Genomic DNA, 17,323 nt, shown 5'->3' on the forward strand with positions numbered 1-17,323 from the left:
TAAAAAAAATCAAGTTTTTAAAAAAATTGATTTTTATATAAAAAAAAATCCGTCTATTAATAATATTAATTCATTAAAAAAAATCACATTAATAATAGATGCAGGACATGGCGGACATGATCCTGGAGCAATTGGATTTAAAGGATTACAAGAAAAAAAAGTAAATATTGAAATAGCACTTCGACTAAAAAAATTATTAAATAACGATAGCATGTTTCATACAATTTTAACTCGTAAAAATGATTCTTATCTTTCATTAAAAAAAAGAAAACAATTTCTTAAAACAAAACATGCAAATTTATTAATTTCTATTCATGCTAATTCTTCTAAAAAACAATATGTATCGGGAGCATCAGTATGGATAATATCAAAAAATAGAATGAATCGTGAAATTAATGATTACTTGAAAAAACAATCAACTATAATTTTTTCTAAAAAAATTGAAAGTATTTTAAATGAAAATAAAAATGATTTTTTTTTAAAAAAAACTATTTTAGATTTGCAATCTAATGATTTTCAAAAAATAGAATTAAACTTATGCAAAAAAATACTAGAACAACTGAAAAAAAATACAAAATTAAATAAAACATATCCAAATTATGCTAGTTTTAGTATACTGAGCTCTATTAACACACCTTCCATATTAATAGAAACTGGTTTTATTACAAATTTTTCAGAAGAAAAAAAATTAAGAACTGCTGATTATCAAAACAAAATCGCTAATGCTATTTATGTAGCTCTTAAGAATTATTTTAATAATTCCTCTGAATTTTAAAAGAAAATATGTTTTAAAAATTCTAGCTTTAAGATTCAAACATCTTAAATTTTAAATTTAGATGATTAAATCTTAAAAATATTAATTATAAAAAGAAAAAATCATTTTAATTAAATTCTTTCTTCGTAAATTTAAATCGTTTTTTAAATCTTTCAACACGGCCTCCAGTATCAATAACTCTTTGTTTCCCTGTATAGAATGGATGACATTTTGCACATATATCTAAATTTAGATCATGATTAATAGTAGAAAAAACTTCAATTATGTTCCCACAAGAACAAGTAGCTGTTATCTTAGAATAATGAGGATGGATTTTTTTTTTCATAATAAAATATTCCTAAATAAAATTTAAACATCTACATTTATTATACCGGTATTAATATATTAATACTAAAAAATTATCAATTTTATTCGTAAAATAATACGTAAAAATATATGTATAATAATAAAAAAAAAATTAATCCTATTTATTTTAATAAGAAAAAAAAAAAAATAAGTTCATATATATATTTATTTTTAATATTTATGTTTATTTTCTTTTTTTATCTAAATATAAGTTCTAAAAAATCTTCTGAAATAACAAAAAAAAATCTTATAAAAAACAGTAAAGATGATAATGCATTACCTCCTAAACCAAAAGAAAAATGGAAATATGTTGATATATTAGAAAATTTGTAAAATGCATGTTTTTTAAAAATCAATTAGAGTCAACTATTAAATTTTTATATAATTAAATAAATTATTTCGAAAGTATTTTAGCAAAATATTTTAAAAATAATATAAAGAAAAATCATATTCTATTTTTAAAATAAAATAGATAATTACATCTTATATAAAATATTTTTATGTTTATATAAGAAAATAAAAATATTATTTTAAAGAGGCTTTTCTTGTGACCACAATATTAAGCGTAAGATTAAAAAATAAAGTAGTAATTGGAGGTGATGGACAAGCAACTTTAGGTAATACAATTATGAAAAGTAATGTAAAAAAAATTAGATCTTTATATCATGGAAAAGTAATTGCTGGTTTTGCAGGAGGTACCGCAGATGCATTTACTTTATTCGAAATGTTTGAAAAAAAATTAGCCATGTATCAAGGTCAATTACAACGTGCAGCTATTGAATTAGCAAAAGACTGGCGATCTGATAGAATGTTAAGAAAACTTGAGGCTTTATTAGCAGTTGCAGATAAAGAGACTTCTTTAATAATCACAGGAAATGGAGACGTAATACAACCAGAAGATGACTTAATAGCTATAGGATCAGGTGGTTCTTATGCTCAATCTTCTGCTCGAGCATTAATAGATAATACTAATTTAGATGCAAATGAAATTGTAAAAAAATCATTAAATATTGCTGCTAATATTTGTATATATACAAATCATACTTTCACTATAAAAGAACTATTTTCAGAAAAATAAGGATTATCTCTATGTCTGAAATGACTCCTCCTCAAATTGTTTCTGAACTTGATAAATTTATTATTGGTCAAGAAAAAGCAAAAAGAGCAGTATCTATTGCATTAAGAAATCGTTGGCGCCGTATGCAGTTGAATAGTGAACTTCGTCATGAAATCACTCCTAAAAATATTTTAATGATTGGACCGACAGGAGTGGGAAAAACAGAAATTGCAAGACGTTTGGCTAAATTAGCAAATTCTCCTTTTATTAAAGTAGAAGCTACTAAATTTACTGAAGTAGGATATGTTGGAAAAGAAGTAGATTCAATTATTCGCGATTTAACTGATGCTGCAATAAAAATGATTCGAATTAAAAATATTGAAAAAAATAAAATTCGAGTAGAAGAAATAGTAGAAGAAAAAATTTTAGATGTTCTTGTTCCTAGACCTAAAAAAAATTGGGCAGAACATGAAAAAAATGAAAGTCTTTCAAAAACAATTCAAATATTTAGAAAAAAATTACGCGAAGGTGTTTTAGATGAGAAAGAAATAGAGATAAATGTATTAGCAACTACTATGGGTGTTGAAATAATGGCACCTCCAGGTATGGAAGAATTAACTAGTCAACTGCAATCTTTATTTCAGAATCTAGGAGGACATAAAAAAAATAGCAGACGACTTAAAATTAAAGATGCCATTGTACTCTTAACAGAAGAAGAAGCGGCTAAATTAATTAATCAAGAAGAAATAAAAAAAGAAGCTATTAATGCAGTTGAACAAAACGGAATAGTTTTTATCGATGAAATTGATAAAATATGTAAAAGAGGTGATTCTTCCGGACCAGATATTTCACGAGAAGGTGTTCAAAGAGATTTACTTCCGTTAGTTGAAGGTTGTACTGTTTCTACTAAACACGGGATGGTTAAAACAGATCATATCTTATTTATTGCATCTGGAGCATTTCAAACATCCACGCCCTCTGATTTAATTCCTGAACTACAAGGACGTCTTCCAATTAAAGTTGAATTACAAGCACTTACTATTGATGATTTTGAGAAAATTTTAACTGAACCTGCGGCATCTATCACTGCACAATATAAAGCGCTCATGGAAACAGAAGGTGTACATATTAATTTTACGAAAGAAGGAATACGGAACATTGCGGAAGCGGCTTGGAAAGTTAACGAATCTATGGAAAATATTGGAGCTCGACGGTTACATACTGTATTAGAAAAATTAATGGAAGATATATCGTTTAATGCCAGTGATAATAAAGGAAATACAGTTGAAATTAATTCGAATTATGTAGGAGAACATTTAGATCAACTGATATCCAATGAGGATCTTAGCCGTTTTATTTTATAGTTTTTATTTAAAATATTTATCCATTGTTATTCTTTATAAAATGGATGAATATTTTTTACATTATAAAAAATAAATTTAAATTAATTTAAAATTGCTATTGAAAAAATCAAATGAGACCTTAATATAAAATAAAACATTCATTAATTTTTTATAAAAAAATTTAAATCATAAAAAATTGTATAATAAAAATAATTCGGAGGAGTTTACTATGTCTTATCGTTCTCTTTCATTTATTCCAAATTTTAATGATCATAATGTTTTTTCAAATAGATTTAATCAAATAGATAAAATGTTTAGCACCTTAACAGGAGAAAAACCAATATCTGACACACCAGCATATAATCTATGTCAAATAAATGAAATTAAATATCAGTTGACACTTAGCATTCCCGGATACAAAGAAGAAGAATTAGATATATCTGTACATAACAACCAATTGTCTATTCAAGGTAAAAAAGAAGATATAAAAAAACACGATAATGAAGAATCTTATAAATGGTTTCATAAAGGTATAATGTTTAATAATTTTTCTTTAAGTTTTAATTTAGACCATAAAATTAAAGTAAAAAAAGCAGAATTATCTTTAGGTTTGTTAAAATTAGATTTTGAATGCAATGTTCCAGAAGAAGAAAAACCTAAAAAAATTTCAATTAATGTTCCTGATGATACTAAAAAAATTGATAAAAAATAAAAATATAAAAATCAAATATCACTGTGCTTATGATAATAAGTACAGTGATTTGTATACAATTATCGAGAATAATTAATGAATCCGTGGATTGATGCAGATGTTTTAATGATAAAAAGATGGACTAAAAATTTATTTAGTCTTTTTTTAAATGCTCCAATAGAAACTTTTCATGCAGGACAATTTACTAAATTAGCTTTATATAATAGCAATCTTCTAGGAAAAAATAAAATTCAAAGAGCATACTCATACGTCAATGCTCCGAGTGAAAACAATTTAGAAATTTATATTGTTCGCGTGCTAAATGGACAACTAAGTAATTTACTATATAATCTTGAAAGTGGTGATAAAATTCTTATTAAAAAAAAATCATCTGGTTTTTTTATTATAGATGAAATACCAGATTGTGAAATATTATGGATGTTTGCTACAGGTACAGGTATAGGTCCTTATTGTTCTATTTTAAAAGAAGCTAAGAATATTGATAGATTTAATCATATTGTTTTAATACACGCAGTACGATATCAAAATGAATTAACTTATTTACCCTTAATGAAAGAATTATGTGAAAAATACAATGGAAAGTTAAAAATTCAAACCATCACTAGTAGAGAAGAAAATAAAAATTCGTTAACTGGTAGAATACCTTTTTTATTAAAAAATAAAATATTAGAAAAAAAAATTGGTCTCTCCATAAATCATTGCAGTTCACATGTCATGTTATGTGGAAACCCTAATATGGTAAAAGATACATTTTTATTTTTAAAAAATAACAGGAATATGGAAAAACATTTACGGCGCAAAACAGGAAATATTACCATGGAAAATTACTGGTGAAATAATTTTTATTTCATTTCAACAACGATCTATTGGGAACGAGATGACTTCATGAATACTTTTTTTATTTAAAATTAACATAATTAATCGATCTAAACCTATTGCGACTCCCGAACAAGGAGGTAAACCAGAATGTAAAGCATTTAGAAATAAATCATCTATTTTGTGTATTGGACGATTCATAAAAAAACGTTCTTTGTTGTCTTTAATAAAACGTTTTTTTTGTTCGTTCGGATCTGTTAGTTCATAAAAACCATTTCCTAGTTCTATTCCCTTAAAAAAAATTTCAAATCTTTCTGATATACGAGAATCTTTTTTATTAATAGCAGCAAGTGATGCTTGTCCTGACGGAAAATGATAAACAAACAAAGGTTTGTTTTTTCCTAAATTAGGTTCAATTTTTAGTGTAAACAATAATTGTATAAATTTATTTAAATCATTTTCAAGATAAGTTAAATGATCTAATTTTAGTTCTTTAGATATTTTATTTAATTCTGATAAATTAGTACATAAAGGATCTATTTTTAAAAAATTTATAAATAAATTTTGATAAGAAATTTTATCTGATTTATCAGATTTTAATATTATCTGAAGAAATTTATCTATTTCTTTAATAAATTTTTTCATTGAGTAAAAAGGTTGATACCATTCTAACATAGTAAATTCAGGATTATGATATCGACCTGATTCTTCATTTCTAAAACTATGACAAATCTGATATATAGGTCCACTTTCTGATGCTAATAAACGTTTCATATGATATTCTGGACTAGTTGTTAACCACAACTTTAACTTATCAATATTATTTAAAGAAAAATAATTAGTTTCAAACGATACTAAATTTACATCAGTCACTGTTGAACGTGATAGAATTGGAGTTTCTACTTCAAGAACATTTTTTTTAGAAAAAAACGAACGAATATCAGAAATGATATTAGATCTTTTAATTAAATTTTTAATAGAAGCACTAGGCTTCCAGATTGTTTTTTTCATTTTAATTTTTTTACAATATATTAAAGTTTGGAAAATTTATTTATAAACAGAACAAAAAAATAATAATATGAATAAAATAGCAATATATCCAGGTACTTTTGATCCAATTACATATGGACACTTAGATATTATAACACGCGCAACAAAAATATTTGATAATATAATCATTGCAATTTCTAGTAATTTTAAAAAAAAACCAATTTTTAATTTAAAAGAACGAATCGAATTAGCTCAAATAGTTACTCATCATCTAAAAAATGTAAAAAAAATACTTGGATTTGACGATCTACTTGCTAACTTAGCAAAGCAAGAAAAAGCCAGTATTTTAATTAGAGGAGTCAGAACAATATTTGATTTTGATTATGAAATAAAATTAGCTGCTATAAACAAACAAATTTATCCAGATTTAGATAGTATTTTTTTACTTTCCTCACAAGAAGTGTCTTTTATATCTTCATCTTTTGTTAAAGAAATAGCAAAATATAAGGGCAATATAAAACCTTATCTTCCAGAAAAAGTTCATTCTGCATTATTAAGAAAAATTAATAAAGATCCTATGAAATAAATATTTTTTAATTTAAAATAGCAGGGTATTTAATATACCCTGCTATTTTTTAATAAAATTAATAATATTTATTTCATAAAATGCGAATATTTTATTATTGGTAAATTATCTGGAGGAAGAATTACAGTTGCACGTATTCCAAAAGATTTATATTTCTGAATACAATTATCATTATTTGCATCTAAATCAGATAAATTCGTAGCAACTAATTTGATTGCACCATCATTTAAAAAATTTATTTTATAAACATTTCGTGAGTTTTTTATTTTATATTGATTGATTTTTGGATTTTCAGAAAGTAATTGAAGATAAGATTGATACAAAAAATTTTGATTTGCGTATATTGAAATCAATTTTTGAGATTCAGTATTCGGTATTATTTCTTTAAAACTTTCTAACATTTGATTACGATTGCTCATGGGAATAAAATTATCGTCTATAACAAAAAGAGATGGATTAGAATCATTCATAAATTTTTCATCTAAATCATTAAATAATTTTAAATATTCATATTTACTTTGAAATTTTTGAATTGTAGATCTAATATTATAAAATGAATCAGATTGGCTTGAAACTCTCCATACACCATCACTAATAAAATTACGATAATAAGATTCTTGAATATTTTTACTTATTCTTTTTCTAAAATTTTCATCTGTTCTTAATATACTTTTTCTTCCTTCTAAGTCAAAATCATCTGATGTTTGAAAAGGATAATAATCATTTTCATTTTTAGGTTTAGGGATTGGAGTAAAAAGATCGGGAAATGAACTTTGATATTCAGGATGACGAGGGTTGCCATTTAATTTGTTGACAATTTTTATTCTACCTTGATATCTAATTTTTTCAATAATGGCTCTCATATAAATTTTTGACGACTCAATGCTTCTTTTAAGTTGCTCAATATATTCAGATAAAGAAGTAGTCGATTCAGGATTTAAATCTAGTTTTTTATGAGTGTTATCCGATGAAAAAAATATTTTCTTAAATGTCGTACCATTAAATAGATTTATAGTTTCTGTTTTAACAGTTTCATAAGTTGTTACAACTGTGTTCTGTATTGTTTCAAGAATTTTTTCAGCTATTTCAAAAATATCAAAATCTAAAGATTTTCTATTAGAAAATCCTATTTTATTTTCAGAAAAGTTTGATTGAGATTGTTCAGGAATTTTTTTTTGATCAAATTATTTTGACTTGCTTCATTATTATTTTTTTCTATTTCATATTTTTTGAAAATAGCTTGTTCCATTTTTTTTTGCATTATATTTAATAAAATTAATGAGCTTTTATATGAATTCTCTAGATCCATTAATTCTTTTTTATCTGCAAAATCATTTACTTTATTAGTATTTTTTCTATTGTATTTTTCAGATTTATTATTTTTTTTTATTTTTAATATGTTTTTTATAGCATTTTCGTAAATATCTATTTTATTTGCATATTTTTTGTTTGCTATATCTATATTAAATAAAAAATTAAATGACATAATATTTTTGTCCTTTTTTTGAATGATTTTTTAATATATTTTAAAAATATTTTGTTAAAATTAAATATACAAAAAATTATTAATTTATATTTTAATTATTTTTTTTTAAAAGTCAATTGTTAATTTTAAAAAACAAAAAAGATAAAAAATATGAAAATTTATTTAAAATTTGAATCTTATAATAAAAGCACATATAGTTTAATCAAATTATTTAAATTAGAACATGATGAAAATTCTTCTATGGGTTTGATGGTAAAAAATAATTCATTAGAGTTGTATAGTCGTGAAAATCTAAAAGAAAAATCTATAAAAGTAGATTTTACTTCAAAAAAAAATAATTATCGTTGTCATCATTTTATTAAAAAAAATGAAATTTTATACAAAGTTGCAGGAATAAAAAATTCTTATTTTCCTTTTATATTAGACGCAACTGCGGGTTTGGGTAATGATTCTTTTATATTTTCTTTTTTAGGATGTCAAGTCTTGATGATAGAACGTCATCCAATAGCTGCTGCTTTGTTACAAGACGGTTTGCGAAGAGGATATGAAGATAATAAAATAGGTCATTGGCTAAAAAAAAGATTACATTTAATAGTAAGTGATAGTTTTAATATGTTAGATATGCCTATTTTGCAGCCAGATGTTATTTATTTAGATCCCATGTACCCTTTTCATTATAAAAAATCTCTACCTAAAAAAAACATGCAATTTTTCAGGAAATTGATAGGATATAATTATGATTCTGAAATGTTATTAGAAATTTCGAGAAAATTAGCAAAAAAGCGAATTGTTGTAAAACGTCCTTGTTATGCAAAGCCTTTATCTAAAGATAAAGTAAATTTCATTATTACAACAAAAAATCATCGTTTTGATATATACCAACCTCTATAAAAAATAACAGGAGTACATATTTTGCACGTACTCCTAATTAGTTAATGAATATTATTAATATATTAAAAGTCAATATTTTATATTATAAATAATGCAATCCAATATAAAAATCCAGATAAAAAAATTGAAATAGGTAAAGTTAATATCCATGCTAAAGCGATATTTTTTATTGTCTTTATTTGAATTCCATCACCGTCAACTAACATAGTGCCTGCTACAGAAGATGAAAGAATATGAGTAGTAGAAACTGGTATACCAGTATAACTTGCTATTCCAATAGACAAGGAAGCTGTTATTTGTGCTGACATAGCCTGTGCATATGTCATTCTTTTTTTTCCTATTTTTTCACCAATAGTAACAACTATACGTTTCCAACCTATCATTGTTCCTATTGATAATGATAAGGCAACAATTAATATAATCCACATCGGTGCATATTCAATCGTTTCGAGTATAATTTTTTTACTTTCGATTAAAAAATGTTTATCTTCAGAATTAGTATTAGAAGAATTTACTGTTTTATCAATTAAATCAGAAATAGATAATAAAAAATGCCGTAATTGAAATCTTTTCTCAACATTTAATGAATTATAGTTAGATATGTTTTTTAATAACAACTTGGCATTTTTAATATTTTTTATAGAACTATATAATTGACACTTTATAAGTGAGTTATTTGTTATATTTTGATTGTTCTTTATATTCGATATTTTAATATTTTTTTTTAAATAGTATTTTTCTAATTTATTTAGTGTTTTTTCTGTATGATTAATTTCGTATTTATCAGCATTTAAATTCACTAAAAAAGAAGCAGGAATGATACCTATAAGTACAAGCATTATTAACCCAATACCCTTTTGTCCATCGTTTGCACCATGAGCATAACTAACTCCAATAGATGACAAAATTAGTGCTATTCTAATTAAAAATGGTGGTGTTTTTTTACCGTCTATTTTTTCTCGTTCTAATGGTGTCATATGAATACGATAAAAAATTTTATTGCCATACAAATAATATCGCAGTAAAAAAATTAAACCTCCAGCTATCACTAATCCAATAATAGGAGAACAAATAAGGGATAAAAAAACATTAGTCATTTTAGGGATATTAAGTGCATCTACTAAAGATGTATTATTAACTATTGCATTTGTTAAACCTATTCCAATAATTGCTCCAATTAAAGAATGTGAACTTGATGCAGGTAAACAAAAATACCATGTAAATAAATTCCAAATTATAGCTGCTAGTAACATTGAAAAAACCATAGCAAGAGCATTTTTTGAACTAGTATTTAACAATAAATCGTTTGGCAATAAATGAACAATGGCATAAGCAACAGTTAAACCTCCAAGTAAAACACCTAGAAAATTAAATACTCCAGACATGATAACCGCAATATTTGCAGACATTGCTCGAGTATATATTAAAGTAGATACTGCATTCGCAGTATCATGAAAACCATTAATAGCCTCGTAAAATAAAACAAAAAATAAAGCTAAAAAAACCAATAAACTATGATTCAAATCAGAATAAGAAAATAAATATAGCATAATCTTTAAGCCATTTTGATGAATTGAACTAAGATTATTATCTGTGAGAAACTATGCTTGAGGAAAGCAAAATAAAATTTTTATTTTTAAAATTTTTTTTTCTTCAATTTAAACGATAAAAAAACGCCAAAAAATAACATTATTATAATAAAAATAGAAATTCCAGGCCATTTCATATGAAACCAAAAAAAACCACCGAATGTACCAAATATACTAGAACCTAAATAATAAAAAAACAAATATAAAGATGTTGCTTGTATTTTACCAAAACTAGTATAGGAACCTACCCAACTACTAGCTGTAGAATGTGAAGCAAAAAAACCACCAGAAAACATTATCAAACCTAAAATTATTATCAATAATTGATTATATTGCGTGATAAAAACACCTATTATCATTAATAATAATGATCCAATAAGAATTTTATTTCGATGATATTTATTAATTAAAATACCAGCTTTAGGTGAACTATATACTCCGGTTAAATAAATAATTGATATTAGTCCTATACTAGATTGACAAAGAAAAAATGGTTCTAACATTAAACGATAACCAATATAATTAAAAATAGTAACAAAACTACCCATTAATATGAAACCTATAATGAATAGCATAAACAGAGCTGGATTTTTTAATTGCAAGTAAAAATGATTTAAAAATTTTTGAAAATTAATAGAAATAGATAAGAAATTTTTAGAAGGAGGTAAAAAATATAAAAAAAAACAAGATGATATAAAAGAAAATAAACCAATTATCATTAATGCAATATTCCAAGAAAACTTTTCTGCTAAAATACTACTCAGTAGTCTTCCTGAAAAACCACCTATAGTATTTCCACTAATATATAAACCCATGCAGAAAGATAAGGAATTAGGATGTATTTCTTCACTAATATATGTCATAGCAACGGCAACAACACCACTTAATGCCAGACCAGTTAAAGAACGCAGTAAAACAATACTTGTCCAACTAGTCATCATTGAACATATAATAGTTAATATCGCTGCTATCAACAAAGAAATAGACATAATTAATTTTCTACCAATGACGTCAGATAATGGTCCAGTAAAAAGCATTCCAAAAGCCATTGTTACAGTTGCAGCAGAAAGAGATAGACTACTTTCCGCAGGAGTTAAATAGAATTGTTTAGAGAATATTGGCAAAATTGATTGAACACAATATAAAATAGAAAAAGTAGCAAAACCACCAGAAAAAAGAGCTAAAATAACTTGATTAAATTTTTTTGTGTTTTTTTTTATATACTGTTTTTTTGATAGTTCTTGTTCATTCTTTAAAAAAATCAAAATATAGCCTCTTTGGTTAATAAAAAAAAATTTTATATGTATATATAACCATCATAAACATGTTCTGCAGGTCCTATCATATAAAGCGGTGTCCCAAAACCTTTCCACATTATAATAAGTTTTCCACCCAATAATTCAACTTCAACAACATTAGCAAGTAATTTTTGTGCTATCCCTATAGAAACTGCTGCGCAAGCAGCACTTCCGCAAGCTTTTGTTTCACCTACATCTCGTTCATATACTCTTAATTTAATATATTTTTTATTTACAATTTCTATAAAACTCACGTTTATACCTTCTGGAAATATCGGGTTTTCTGCTATATGTTTACCAATTTTTTTTACAGGAGCATATTTAATACATTGTACTTTAATAATACAATGAGGATTTCCAATAGAAACTAAATTGCAAATTAAATTCTCATTGAATAGTTTAATTGAAAAATTTTGACATAAAACATTTTTTAACACAGATAAATTATCAAATCTAAAATCAGGTTCATTCATATTAACTTTAATCATGTTTTTAGGTAAAAATTCAATTATTAAATGTTTTTTTTTAGTACTAACTGAAATTTTATTTTTCCTAGTCAGATCTTTTAATAATAAAAAAAGACCAAAACATCTAGCTCCATTTCCACATTGTTCAACTTCATTTCCATTAGAATTAAAAATTCGATAATTGAAATCAAAGAAAGAACTGTGTGATTTTTCTACAAGTAATAATTGATCAAAACCAATACCAGTATGTCGATTAGATAATTTTTGTATTATAAGTGATGATAAAATAAAATTTTCTTTAATACAATTAATAACCATAAAATCATTTCCTAATCCATGCATTTTAGAAAAATTTATTTTTTTTTTATTTTTATAGTATTTTTCCATTTTTTCTTTTACCTAATTTTTTAATATTTTTTATAATTTTTATTTTATAATATTATTCGTTTAATAATTTATTTATATTTTATAAAAAATGAGATGACATTTATTATATAAATTTAATTTTTTTTATTTTTTATTTATTATATTGCTAGTTAATATCAAGGATCATTTTATGAGAAAAAAAAATATTTCTAAAAAAAATCATAACAATTTTCATGTATTAGTAAACGATTTGTTTTCAAAAATAGAAGATAATTTAAATCTATACGATAATGAAATTGATATAGATTATGAAATTCAAAATTATGTTATGACTATTAATTTCGAAAATAAAAGTGTAATTATAATTAATAAACAAGAATCACTAAAACAAATTTGGTTAGCTACAACAGTGAACGGATATCATTTTAATTACAAAAATAATCAATGGATCTGTAATCGCAGCAACAAAAATTTTTGGGAAATATTTGAAAATGCATGTTCGGTTCAATCAAAAAAAAAATTAGTATTTTGTAAAAAATTAATATGTTGAATTAAAAAAATTTTATATATAAATTTAAAAGAATGGTAATATCTTTTTAGACTGAAAAATATTTTAATTTCACAAAATTATAAAAAATGCATTTATATTAATATGAATCCTGATATGTACAATAAAACATTACGAATTGCCACTAGAAGAAGTCCATTAGCATTAGAGCAAACTAAATATGTTCAAAAAAAAATACTTTCTTTACATCCGCATTTAAATATAAAATTAGTACCTATTGTCACTCATGGAGATAATATATTAAATAAATCTCTTTCAAAAATTGGAGGAAAAGGATTATTTATTAAAGAATTAGAACGCGCTTTACTTGAAAACAAAGCGGATATTGCTATTCATTCCATGAAAGATCTCCCAGTAAATCTAACAAAGGAATTATCTTTAGTTAGTATATGTAAAAGAGGCAACGCTTTAGATTCACTGGTATCTAATAATTATCAATCAATAAATCAATTACCTAAAGGTGCTATAATTGGAACGTCTAGTTTAAGACGACAGTGTCAATTAGTTACTTATCGACCAGATTTAATTATTTCTCCTTTAAGGGGTAATATAGAAACTAGAATAGCTAAATTAGATCAAGGTAAATATGATGCTATTATTCTTGCTACTGAAGGATTGAATAGATTAAGATTAAAAAATAGAATCGCTCAAATTATACCTGCAGAATTATCCCTTCCCTCATGCGGTCAAGGTGCTATTGGTGTTCAATCTAGATTACATGATAAAAATGTTCTATTTTTTTTATCTCATCTTAATCATATTGATACTTTTATTGAAATAAATGCGGAAAGAGCTTTTTGTAGAAAATTAGAGTCAGGATGTCAAATTCCTATTGGAAGTTATGCTATCTTAAGAAAAAATAAAATTTGGTTAAGAGGATTAGTAGGATCGCCTAATGGTAAAACAATATTAAAAGGAGAAAGAATAGGTTGGTATAATACAGGAGAAAAAATGGGATATTCGCTTGCTGACGAATTGCTTAAAAATGGAGCTAAAAACATTCTGAATAACCTTCAGATTAAACAATCCTACTATATATGAAAATATTAGTTGTAAGGCCTTCTCCTACAGGAGAAGAATTAGTATATAATTTAAATAAAATTGGAATATCTTCTTGGCATTTTTCTTTATTTGATTTTTACCCGAGTTTTAGTTTAATGAGTTTATCAAAGAAAATTAAAGAATTATATGAATCAAAAATTATTCTTATTTTTTCTAAAACAGCTATTCATTATACGAACTTATACTTAAAAAAAAATAATTTAAAATGGCCCTTACAAGCAAAATATTATACTATTGGAAAAAGTACTGCTCTTGTTCTTCATAAATATATTAAAAAAAAATTATTTTTCCTCAAAAAAAAGAAAACAGTGAAGGTTTGTTAAACATATTATATAAAGATAAAATAGAAAATGATAAAATAATTTTACTACAAGGAGAGAATGGTAGAAAATTAATAGAAAAGAAACTAAAAAAAGAAGGTTTTAATGTTTCTTTAATTGAATGTTATAAAAGAGTGTTTAAAATATTAAACAATAATGTAGAAGTAAAAAAATGGCGATTATATAAAATAGATACGATACTAGTAACTAGCAGTGAAGCTTTATATCAATTAAAAAAAATTATTTCAGGCACTAATCATGTGGAATGGTTATTACAATGTAAAATTTTTGTTGTTGGACAAAGATTATATCAAATAGCTAAAAAATTAGGTTGGAAGAATATAATAGTTTCAAACTATGCTAATAATGAATTCTTTCTCAAAATAATTAAAAAACAAAATTTATAAATTAATTTTTGGTCGGCGAAAGAGGATTTGAACCTCTGACCTACTGGTCCCAAACCAGTTGCGCTACCAAGCTGCGCTATTCGCCGTGAATAAAATTCTAAATTCTATCTAAATTTTAATGTGGGGTGGCTAATGGGATTTGAACCCATGACCACTGGAATCACAATCCAGAGCTCTACCAGCTGAGCTATAGCCACCAATTTAAAAATTTTTTGTATTAAAAAAATTGCGCTCGACAGGATTTGAACCTGACACCTCTACCTTCGGAGGGTAGCGCTCTATCCAAATGAGCTACGAGCGCATTAATAAAAACAAATTAGATTTTAAAATTAATAATCTTGATTGTCCAGCTTTTTTTTAAAATTCATATATAATGAATATTATATTTGATTTTATCATATTATTTTTTTAGAAAAAACATTTTTATATAGTTTATATTTAATTTAATAAATTTTAAAATATTAAAAATATTTTAAATTTTACGAACGTTTCATCATGTCAAAAAATTCATCATTTGTTTTAGTCATAGAAAGTTTATTAAGTAAAAATTCCATTGCGTCTATTTCGCTCATAGGATGAATAATTTTTCTTAGAATCCACATTTTTTGAAGTTCATCTGGTAAAGTTAATAATTCTTCTTTTCTCGTTCCTGATCGATTGTAATCAATAGCTGGAAAAACACGTTTTTCTGCAATTTTTCTAGATAATGGAAGTTCCATGTTACCTGTTCCCTTAAACTCTTCGTAAATTACTTCATCCATTTTAGAACCAGTGTCCACTAGTGCTGTTGCAATAATTGTCAAACTTCCTCCTTCTTCTACATTACGTGCAGCACCAAAAAATCGTTTAGGTCTATGTAAAGCATTTGCATCAACTCCACCTGTTAAAACTTTTCCAGAGGCCGGTACCACTGTGTTATACGCTCTTGCTAATCGAGTAATAGAATCAAGTAGAATAATCACATCTTTTTTATGTTCTACTAATCTTTTTGCTTTTTCGATAACCATTTCAGCAACTTGAACATGTCTCGAAGCAGGTTCATCAAAAGTAGATGCAACCACTTCTCCCTTGACTAATCTTTGCATTTCAGTCACTTCTTCAGGTCTTTCATCTATTAATAATACCATTAAAACACAATCTGGATGATTATAAGCAATACTTTGTGCTATATTTTGCAGTAATATTGTTTTACCGGCTTTTGGAGGAGCTACAATTAATCCGCGTTGTCCTCGTCCAATAGGTGATGCTAAATCTAAAACTCTTGCTGTTAAATCTTCTGTAGATCCGTTGCCGCGTTCCATTCGCAGTCGCGAGTTAGCATGTAAAGGTGTTAAATTTTCAAATAATATTTTACTTCTTGCGTTTTCAGGTTTATCATAATTTACTTCGTTTACTTTGAGTAAAGCAAAATATCTCTCGCCCTCTTTAGGCGGTCTTATTTTTCCAGCAATAGTATCACCTGTACGCAGATTAAATCTACGAATTTGACTTGGTGAAACGTAAATATCATCAGGTCCAGCTAAATAAGAACTATCTGCAGAACGTAGAAAACCAAAACCATCTTGCAGTATTTCTAAAACACCGTCTCCAAATATATCTTCTCCACTTTTTGCATGTTGTTTAAGGATGGCAAAAATAATATCTTGTTTACGCATACGCGCTAAATTTTCCAACCCCATTTTTTCACCAAGAGTAATTATTTCAGAAACTGGCATATTTTTAAGTGCGGTAAGGTTCATAATGGTGGGTTCTTAGTAAAATCGGGGTATATCTCGAAATAAAAATTATGACATAATTTTAAAATTTACTAATAAATTTTAAATAGAATTAAATTTTTAATGTGTTTAATTAATTATTTAAATAATTTCATTATTTAAATAATTTTAATTAATGTGCTCATTTAAAAATTCTTTAAGTTGCAATTTAGAAATTGCCCCAACTTTAGTCGTGAGAACTTCACTGTTATGAAACAATAATAATGTAGGAATACTTCTAATAGAATATAGCGGAGCAGTATTTGGGTTTTCTTCAATATTTAATTTTCCAATCACAATTTTATCGGAATATTCTTGTGATATTTCTTCTAAAATAGGTGCTAAAATCTTACAAGGATTACACCATTGAGCCCAAAAATCAACTAAAATAAAACCTTTTGAATTTAAAACTTTTTCTTTAAAATTTTGATCAGTTAGTTCGATTATTTTATTCATTTTGATACATTTACTCGATAGTAAGAAATTTTAAA

At 25.2% G+C, this 17,323-nt stretch carries 18 protein-coding genes, 3 tRNA genes and 1 pseudogene; 10 read left to right on the forward strand and 12 right to left on the reverse strand.

What is annotated here, in order from left to right; translation table 11 throughout:
* Positions 1-64: 64 nt before the first annotated feature.
* Positions 65-775, forward strand: a complete 711-nt coding sequence (locus tag ACTP5B_RS00430) for an N-acetylmuramoyl-L-alanine amidase (protein WP_464829403.1) — start codon at positions 65-67, stop codon at positions 773-775.
* Positions 776-881: 106 nt separating this feature from the next.
* On the opposite strand, the gene rpmE is transcribed toward ACTP5B_RS00430, so the two are convergent.
* Positions 882-1,100 (reverse strand): 50S ribosomal protein L31, encoded by a 219-nt coding sequence (gene rpmE, locus ACTP5B_RS00435; RefSeq protein WP_464829043.1) that lies wholly within the window; start codon positions 1,098-1,100, stop codon positions 882-884.
* A gap of 567 nt (positions 1,101-1,667) precedes the next feature.
* On the opposite strand from rpmE, the gene hslV reads away from it, so the two are divergent.
* The 4 genes from hslV (at position 1,668) to ACTP5B_RS00455 (ending at position 5,066) form a co-directional block, all read left to right on the forward strand.
* Complete coding sequence (hslV, locus tag ACTP5B_RS00440; RefSeq protein WP_464829045.1) at positions 1,668-2,198, forward strand: ATP-dependent protease subunit HslV; 531 nt, start codon at positions 1,668-1,670, stop codon at positions 2,196-2,198.
* Between the two features lie 11 nt (positions 2,199-2,209).
* Complete coding sequence (gene hslU / locus ACTP5B_RS00445) at positions 2,210-3,541, forward strand: HslU--HslV peptidase ATPase subunit (protein ID WP_464829047.1); 1,332 nt, start codon at positions 2,210-2,212, stop codon at positions 3,539-3,541.
* A 208-nt stretch (positions 3,542-3,749) separates the two neighbouring features.
* Positions 3,750-4,232, forward strand: coding sequence for an Hsp20 family protein (locus tag ACTP5B_RS00450; RefSeq protein WP_464829048.1), 483 nt, complete (start codon positions 3,750-3,752; stop codon positions 4,230-4,232).
* 75 nt (positions 4,233-4,307) lie between these two features.
* Complete coding sequence (locus ACTP5B_RS00455; RefSeq protein ID WP_464829050.1) at positions 4,308-5,066, forward strand: ferredoxin--NADP(+) reductase; 759 nt, start codon at positions 4,308-4,310, stop codon at positions 5,064-5,066.
* Positions 5,067-5,084: 18 nt separating this feature from the next.
* Here the strand turns inward: ACTP5B_RS00455 and epmA are convergent, their stop codons facing one another.
* Positions 5,085-6,059: an elongation factor P--(R)-beta-lysine ligase gene (epmA, locus tag ACTP5B_RS00460; RefSeq protein WP_464829051.1), complete on the reverse strand. Its 975-nt coding sequence runs from the start codon at positions 6,057-6,059 to the stop codon at positions 5,085-5,087.
* A 67-nt stretch (positions 6,060-6,126) separates the two neighbouring features.
* Between epmA and coaD the strand changes: the two genes are divergently transcribed.
* Positions 6,127-6,624 carry a pantetheine-phosphate adenylyltransferase gene (gene coaD / locus ACTP5B_RS00465; protein WP_464829053.1) on the forward strand — a complete coding sequence of 166 codons (498 nt, stop codon included), beginning with the start codon at positions 6,127-6,129 and terminating at the stop codon, positions 6,622-6,624.
* Between the two features lie 68 nt (positions 6,625-6,692).
* Here the strand turns inward: coaD and ACTP5B_RS00470 are convergent, their stop codons facing one another.
* Complete coding sequence (locus tag ACTP5B_RS00470) at positions 6,693-7,487, reverse strand: hypothetical protein (RefSeq protein WP_464829055.1); 795 nt, start codon at positions 7,485-7,487, stop codon at positions 6,693-6,695.
* A 263-nt stretch (positions 7,488-7,750) separates the two neighbouring features.
* A complete protein-coding gene (locus ACTP5B_RS00475) occupies positions 7,751-8,110 on the reverse strand; it encodes a hypothetical protein (protein WP_464829057.1) in 360 nt (119 codons plus the stop codon).
* Between the two features lie 150 nt (positions 8,111-8,260).
* Between ACTP5B_RS00475 and ACTP5B_RS00480 the strand changes: the two genes are divergently transcribed.
* Complete coding sequence (locus ACTP5B_RS00480; RefSeq protein WP_464829059.1) at positions 8,261-9,001, forward strand: class I SAM-dependent methyltransferase; 741 nt, start codon at positions 8,261-8,263, stop codon at positions 8,999-9,001.
* 77 nt (positions 9,002-9,078) lie between these two features.
* On the opposite strand, the gene ACTP5B_RS00485 is transcribed toward ACTP5B_RS00480, so the two are convergent.
* From ACTP5B_RS00485 to dapF, 3 genes are all read right to left on the reverse strand, one after another.
* Complete coding sequence (locus ACTP5B_RS00485) at positions 9,079-10,551, reverse strand: inorganic phosphate transporter (protein WP_464829060.1); 1,473 nt, start codon at positions 10,549-10,551, stop codon at positions 9,079-9,081.
* 86 nt (positions 10,552-10,637) lie between these two features.
* A complete protein-coding gene (locus ACTP5B_RS00490; RefSeq protein ID WP_464829062.1) occupies positions 10,638-11,855 on the reverse strand; it encodes an MFS transporter in 1,218 nt (405 codons plus the stop codon).
* Positions 11,856-11,887: 32 nt separating this feature from the next.
* Positions 11,888-12,742: a diaminopimelate epimerase gene (dapF, locus tag ACTP5B_RS00495; RefSeq protein ID WP_464829063.1), complete on the reverse strand. Its 855-nt coding sequence runs from the start codon at positions 12,740-12,742 to the stop codon at positions 11,888-11,890.
* 169 nt (positions 12,743-12,911) lie between these two features.
* Here dapF and cyaY point away from each other — a divergent pair, with 169 nt between their 5' ends.
* The 3 genes and pseudogenes from cyaY to ACTP5B_RS00510 all read left to right on the forward strand — a co-directional run bounded on the left by cyaY (position 12,912) and on the right by ACTP5B_RS00510 (position 15,078).
* Positions 12,912-13,271, forward strand: coding sequence for an iron donor protein CyaY (gene cyaY / locus ACTP5B_RS00500; protein WP_464829065.1), 360 nt, complete (start codon positions 12,912-12,914; stop codon positions 13,269-13,271).
* 114 nt (positions 13,272-13,385) lie between these two features.
* Positions 13,386-14,330 (forward strand): hydroxymethylbilane synthase, encoded by a 945-nt coding sequence (gene hemC, locus ACTP5B_RS00505; RefSeq protein ID WP_464829404.1) that lies wholly within the window; start codon positions 13,386-13,388, stop codon positions 14,328-14,330.
* Positions 14,327-15,078: pseudogene (locus ACTP5B_RS00510) on the forward strand (uroporphyrinogen-III synthase). Before hemC ends, ACTP5B_RS00510 begins: the two are co-directional and overlap by 4 nt.
* Positions 15,079-15,087: 9 nt before the next feature.
* On the opposite strand, the gene ACTP5B_RS00515 reads toward ACTP5B_RS00510, so the two are convergent.
* From ACTP5B_RS00515 to trxA, 5 genes are all read right to left on the reverse strand, one after another.
* A tRNA-Pro gene (locus ACTP5B_RS00515) sits at positions 15,088-15,164 on the reverse strand.
* A gap of 35 nt (positions 15,165-15,199) precedes the next feature.
* A tRNA-His gene (locus ACTP5B_RS00520) sits at positions 15,200-15,275 on the reverse strand.
* 30 nt (positions 15,276-15,305) lie between these two features.
* Positions 15,306-15,379, reverse strand: a tRNA-Arg gene (locus tag ACTP5B_RS00525).
* A 178-nt stretch (positions 15,380-15,557) separates the two neighbouring features.
* Complete coding sequence (gene rho, locus ACTP5B_RS00530; RefSeq protein ID WP_464829066.1) at positions 15,558-16,817, reverse strand: transcription termination factor Rho; 1,260 nt, start codon at positions 16,815-16,817, stop codon at positions 15,558-15,560.
* 144 nt (positions 16,818-16,961) lie between these two features.
* Positions 16,962-17,288 (reverse strand): thioredoxin TrxA, encoded by a 327-nt coding sequence (gene trxA / locus ACTP5B_RS00535; protein WP_464829068.1) that lies wholly within the window; start codon positions 17,286-17,288, stop codon positions 16,962-16,964.
* Positions 17,289-17,323: the final 35 nt, after the last annotated feature.

It is taken from the genome of Buchnera sp. (in: enterobacteria), from assembly GCF_056343165.1.

Bases quoted from the DNA above. Each gene is read 5' to 3' on its own strand.
- trxA (WP_464829068.1), bottom strand. From the start codon at position 17,288: ATGAATAAAATAATCGAACTAACTGATCAAAATTTTAAAGAAAAAGTT.
- rpmE (WP_464829043.1), bottom strand. From the start codon at position 1,100: ATGAAAAAAAAAATCCATCCTCATTATTCTAAGATAACAGCTACTTGT.
- epmA (WP_464829051.1), bottom strand. From the start codon at position 6,059: ATGAAAAAAACAATCTGGAAGCCTAGTGCTTCTATTAAAAATTTAATT.
- cyaY (WP_464829065.1), top strand. From the start codon at position 12,912: ATGAGAAAAAAAAATATTTCTAAAAAAAATCATAACAATTTTCATGTA.
- ACTP5B_RS00480 (WP_464829059.1), top strand. From the start codon at position 8,261: ATGAAAATTTATTTAAAATTTGAATCTTATAATAAAAGCACATATAGT.
- ACTP5B_RS00470 (WP_464829055.1), bottom strand. From the start codon at position 7,487: ATGAGAGCCATTATTGAAAAAATTAGATATCAAGGTAGAATAAAAATT.
- ACTP5B_RS00475 (WP_464829057.1), bottom strand. From the start codon at position 8,110: ATGTCATTTAATTTTTTATTTAATATAGATATAGCAAACAAAAAATAT.
- ACTP5B_RS00485 (WP_464829060.1), bottom strand. From the start codon at position 10,551: ATGCTATATTTATTTTCTTATTCTGATTTGAATCATAGTTTATTGGTT.
- ACTP5B_RS00450 (WP_464829048.1), top strand. From the start codon at position 3,750: ATGTCTTATCGTTCTCTTTCATTTATTCCAAATTTTAATGATCATAAT.
- hslU (WP_464829047.1), top strand. From the start codon at position 2,210: ATGTCTGAAATGACTCCTCCTCAAATTGTTTCTGAACTTGATAAATTT.
- ACTP5B_RS00455 (WP_464829050.1), top strand. From the start codon at position 4,308: ATGAATCCGTGGATTGATGCAGATGTTTTAATGATAAAAAGATGGACT.
- hemC (WP_464829404.1), top strand. From the start codon at position 13,386: ATGTACAATAAAACATTACGAATTGCCACTAGAAGAAGTCCATTAGCA.
- coaD (WP_464829053.1), top strand. From the start codon at position 6,127: ATGAATAAAATAGCAATATATCCAGGTACTTTTGATCCAATTACATAT.
- dapF (WP_464829063.1), bottom strand. From the start codon at position 12,742: ATGGAAAAATACTATAAAAATAAAAAAAAAATAAATTTTTCTAAAATG.
- rho (WP_464829066.1), bottom strand. From the start codon at position 16,817: ATGAACCTTACCGCACTTAAAAATATGCCAGTTTCTGAAATAATTACT.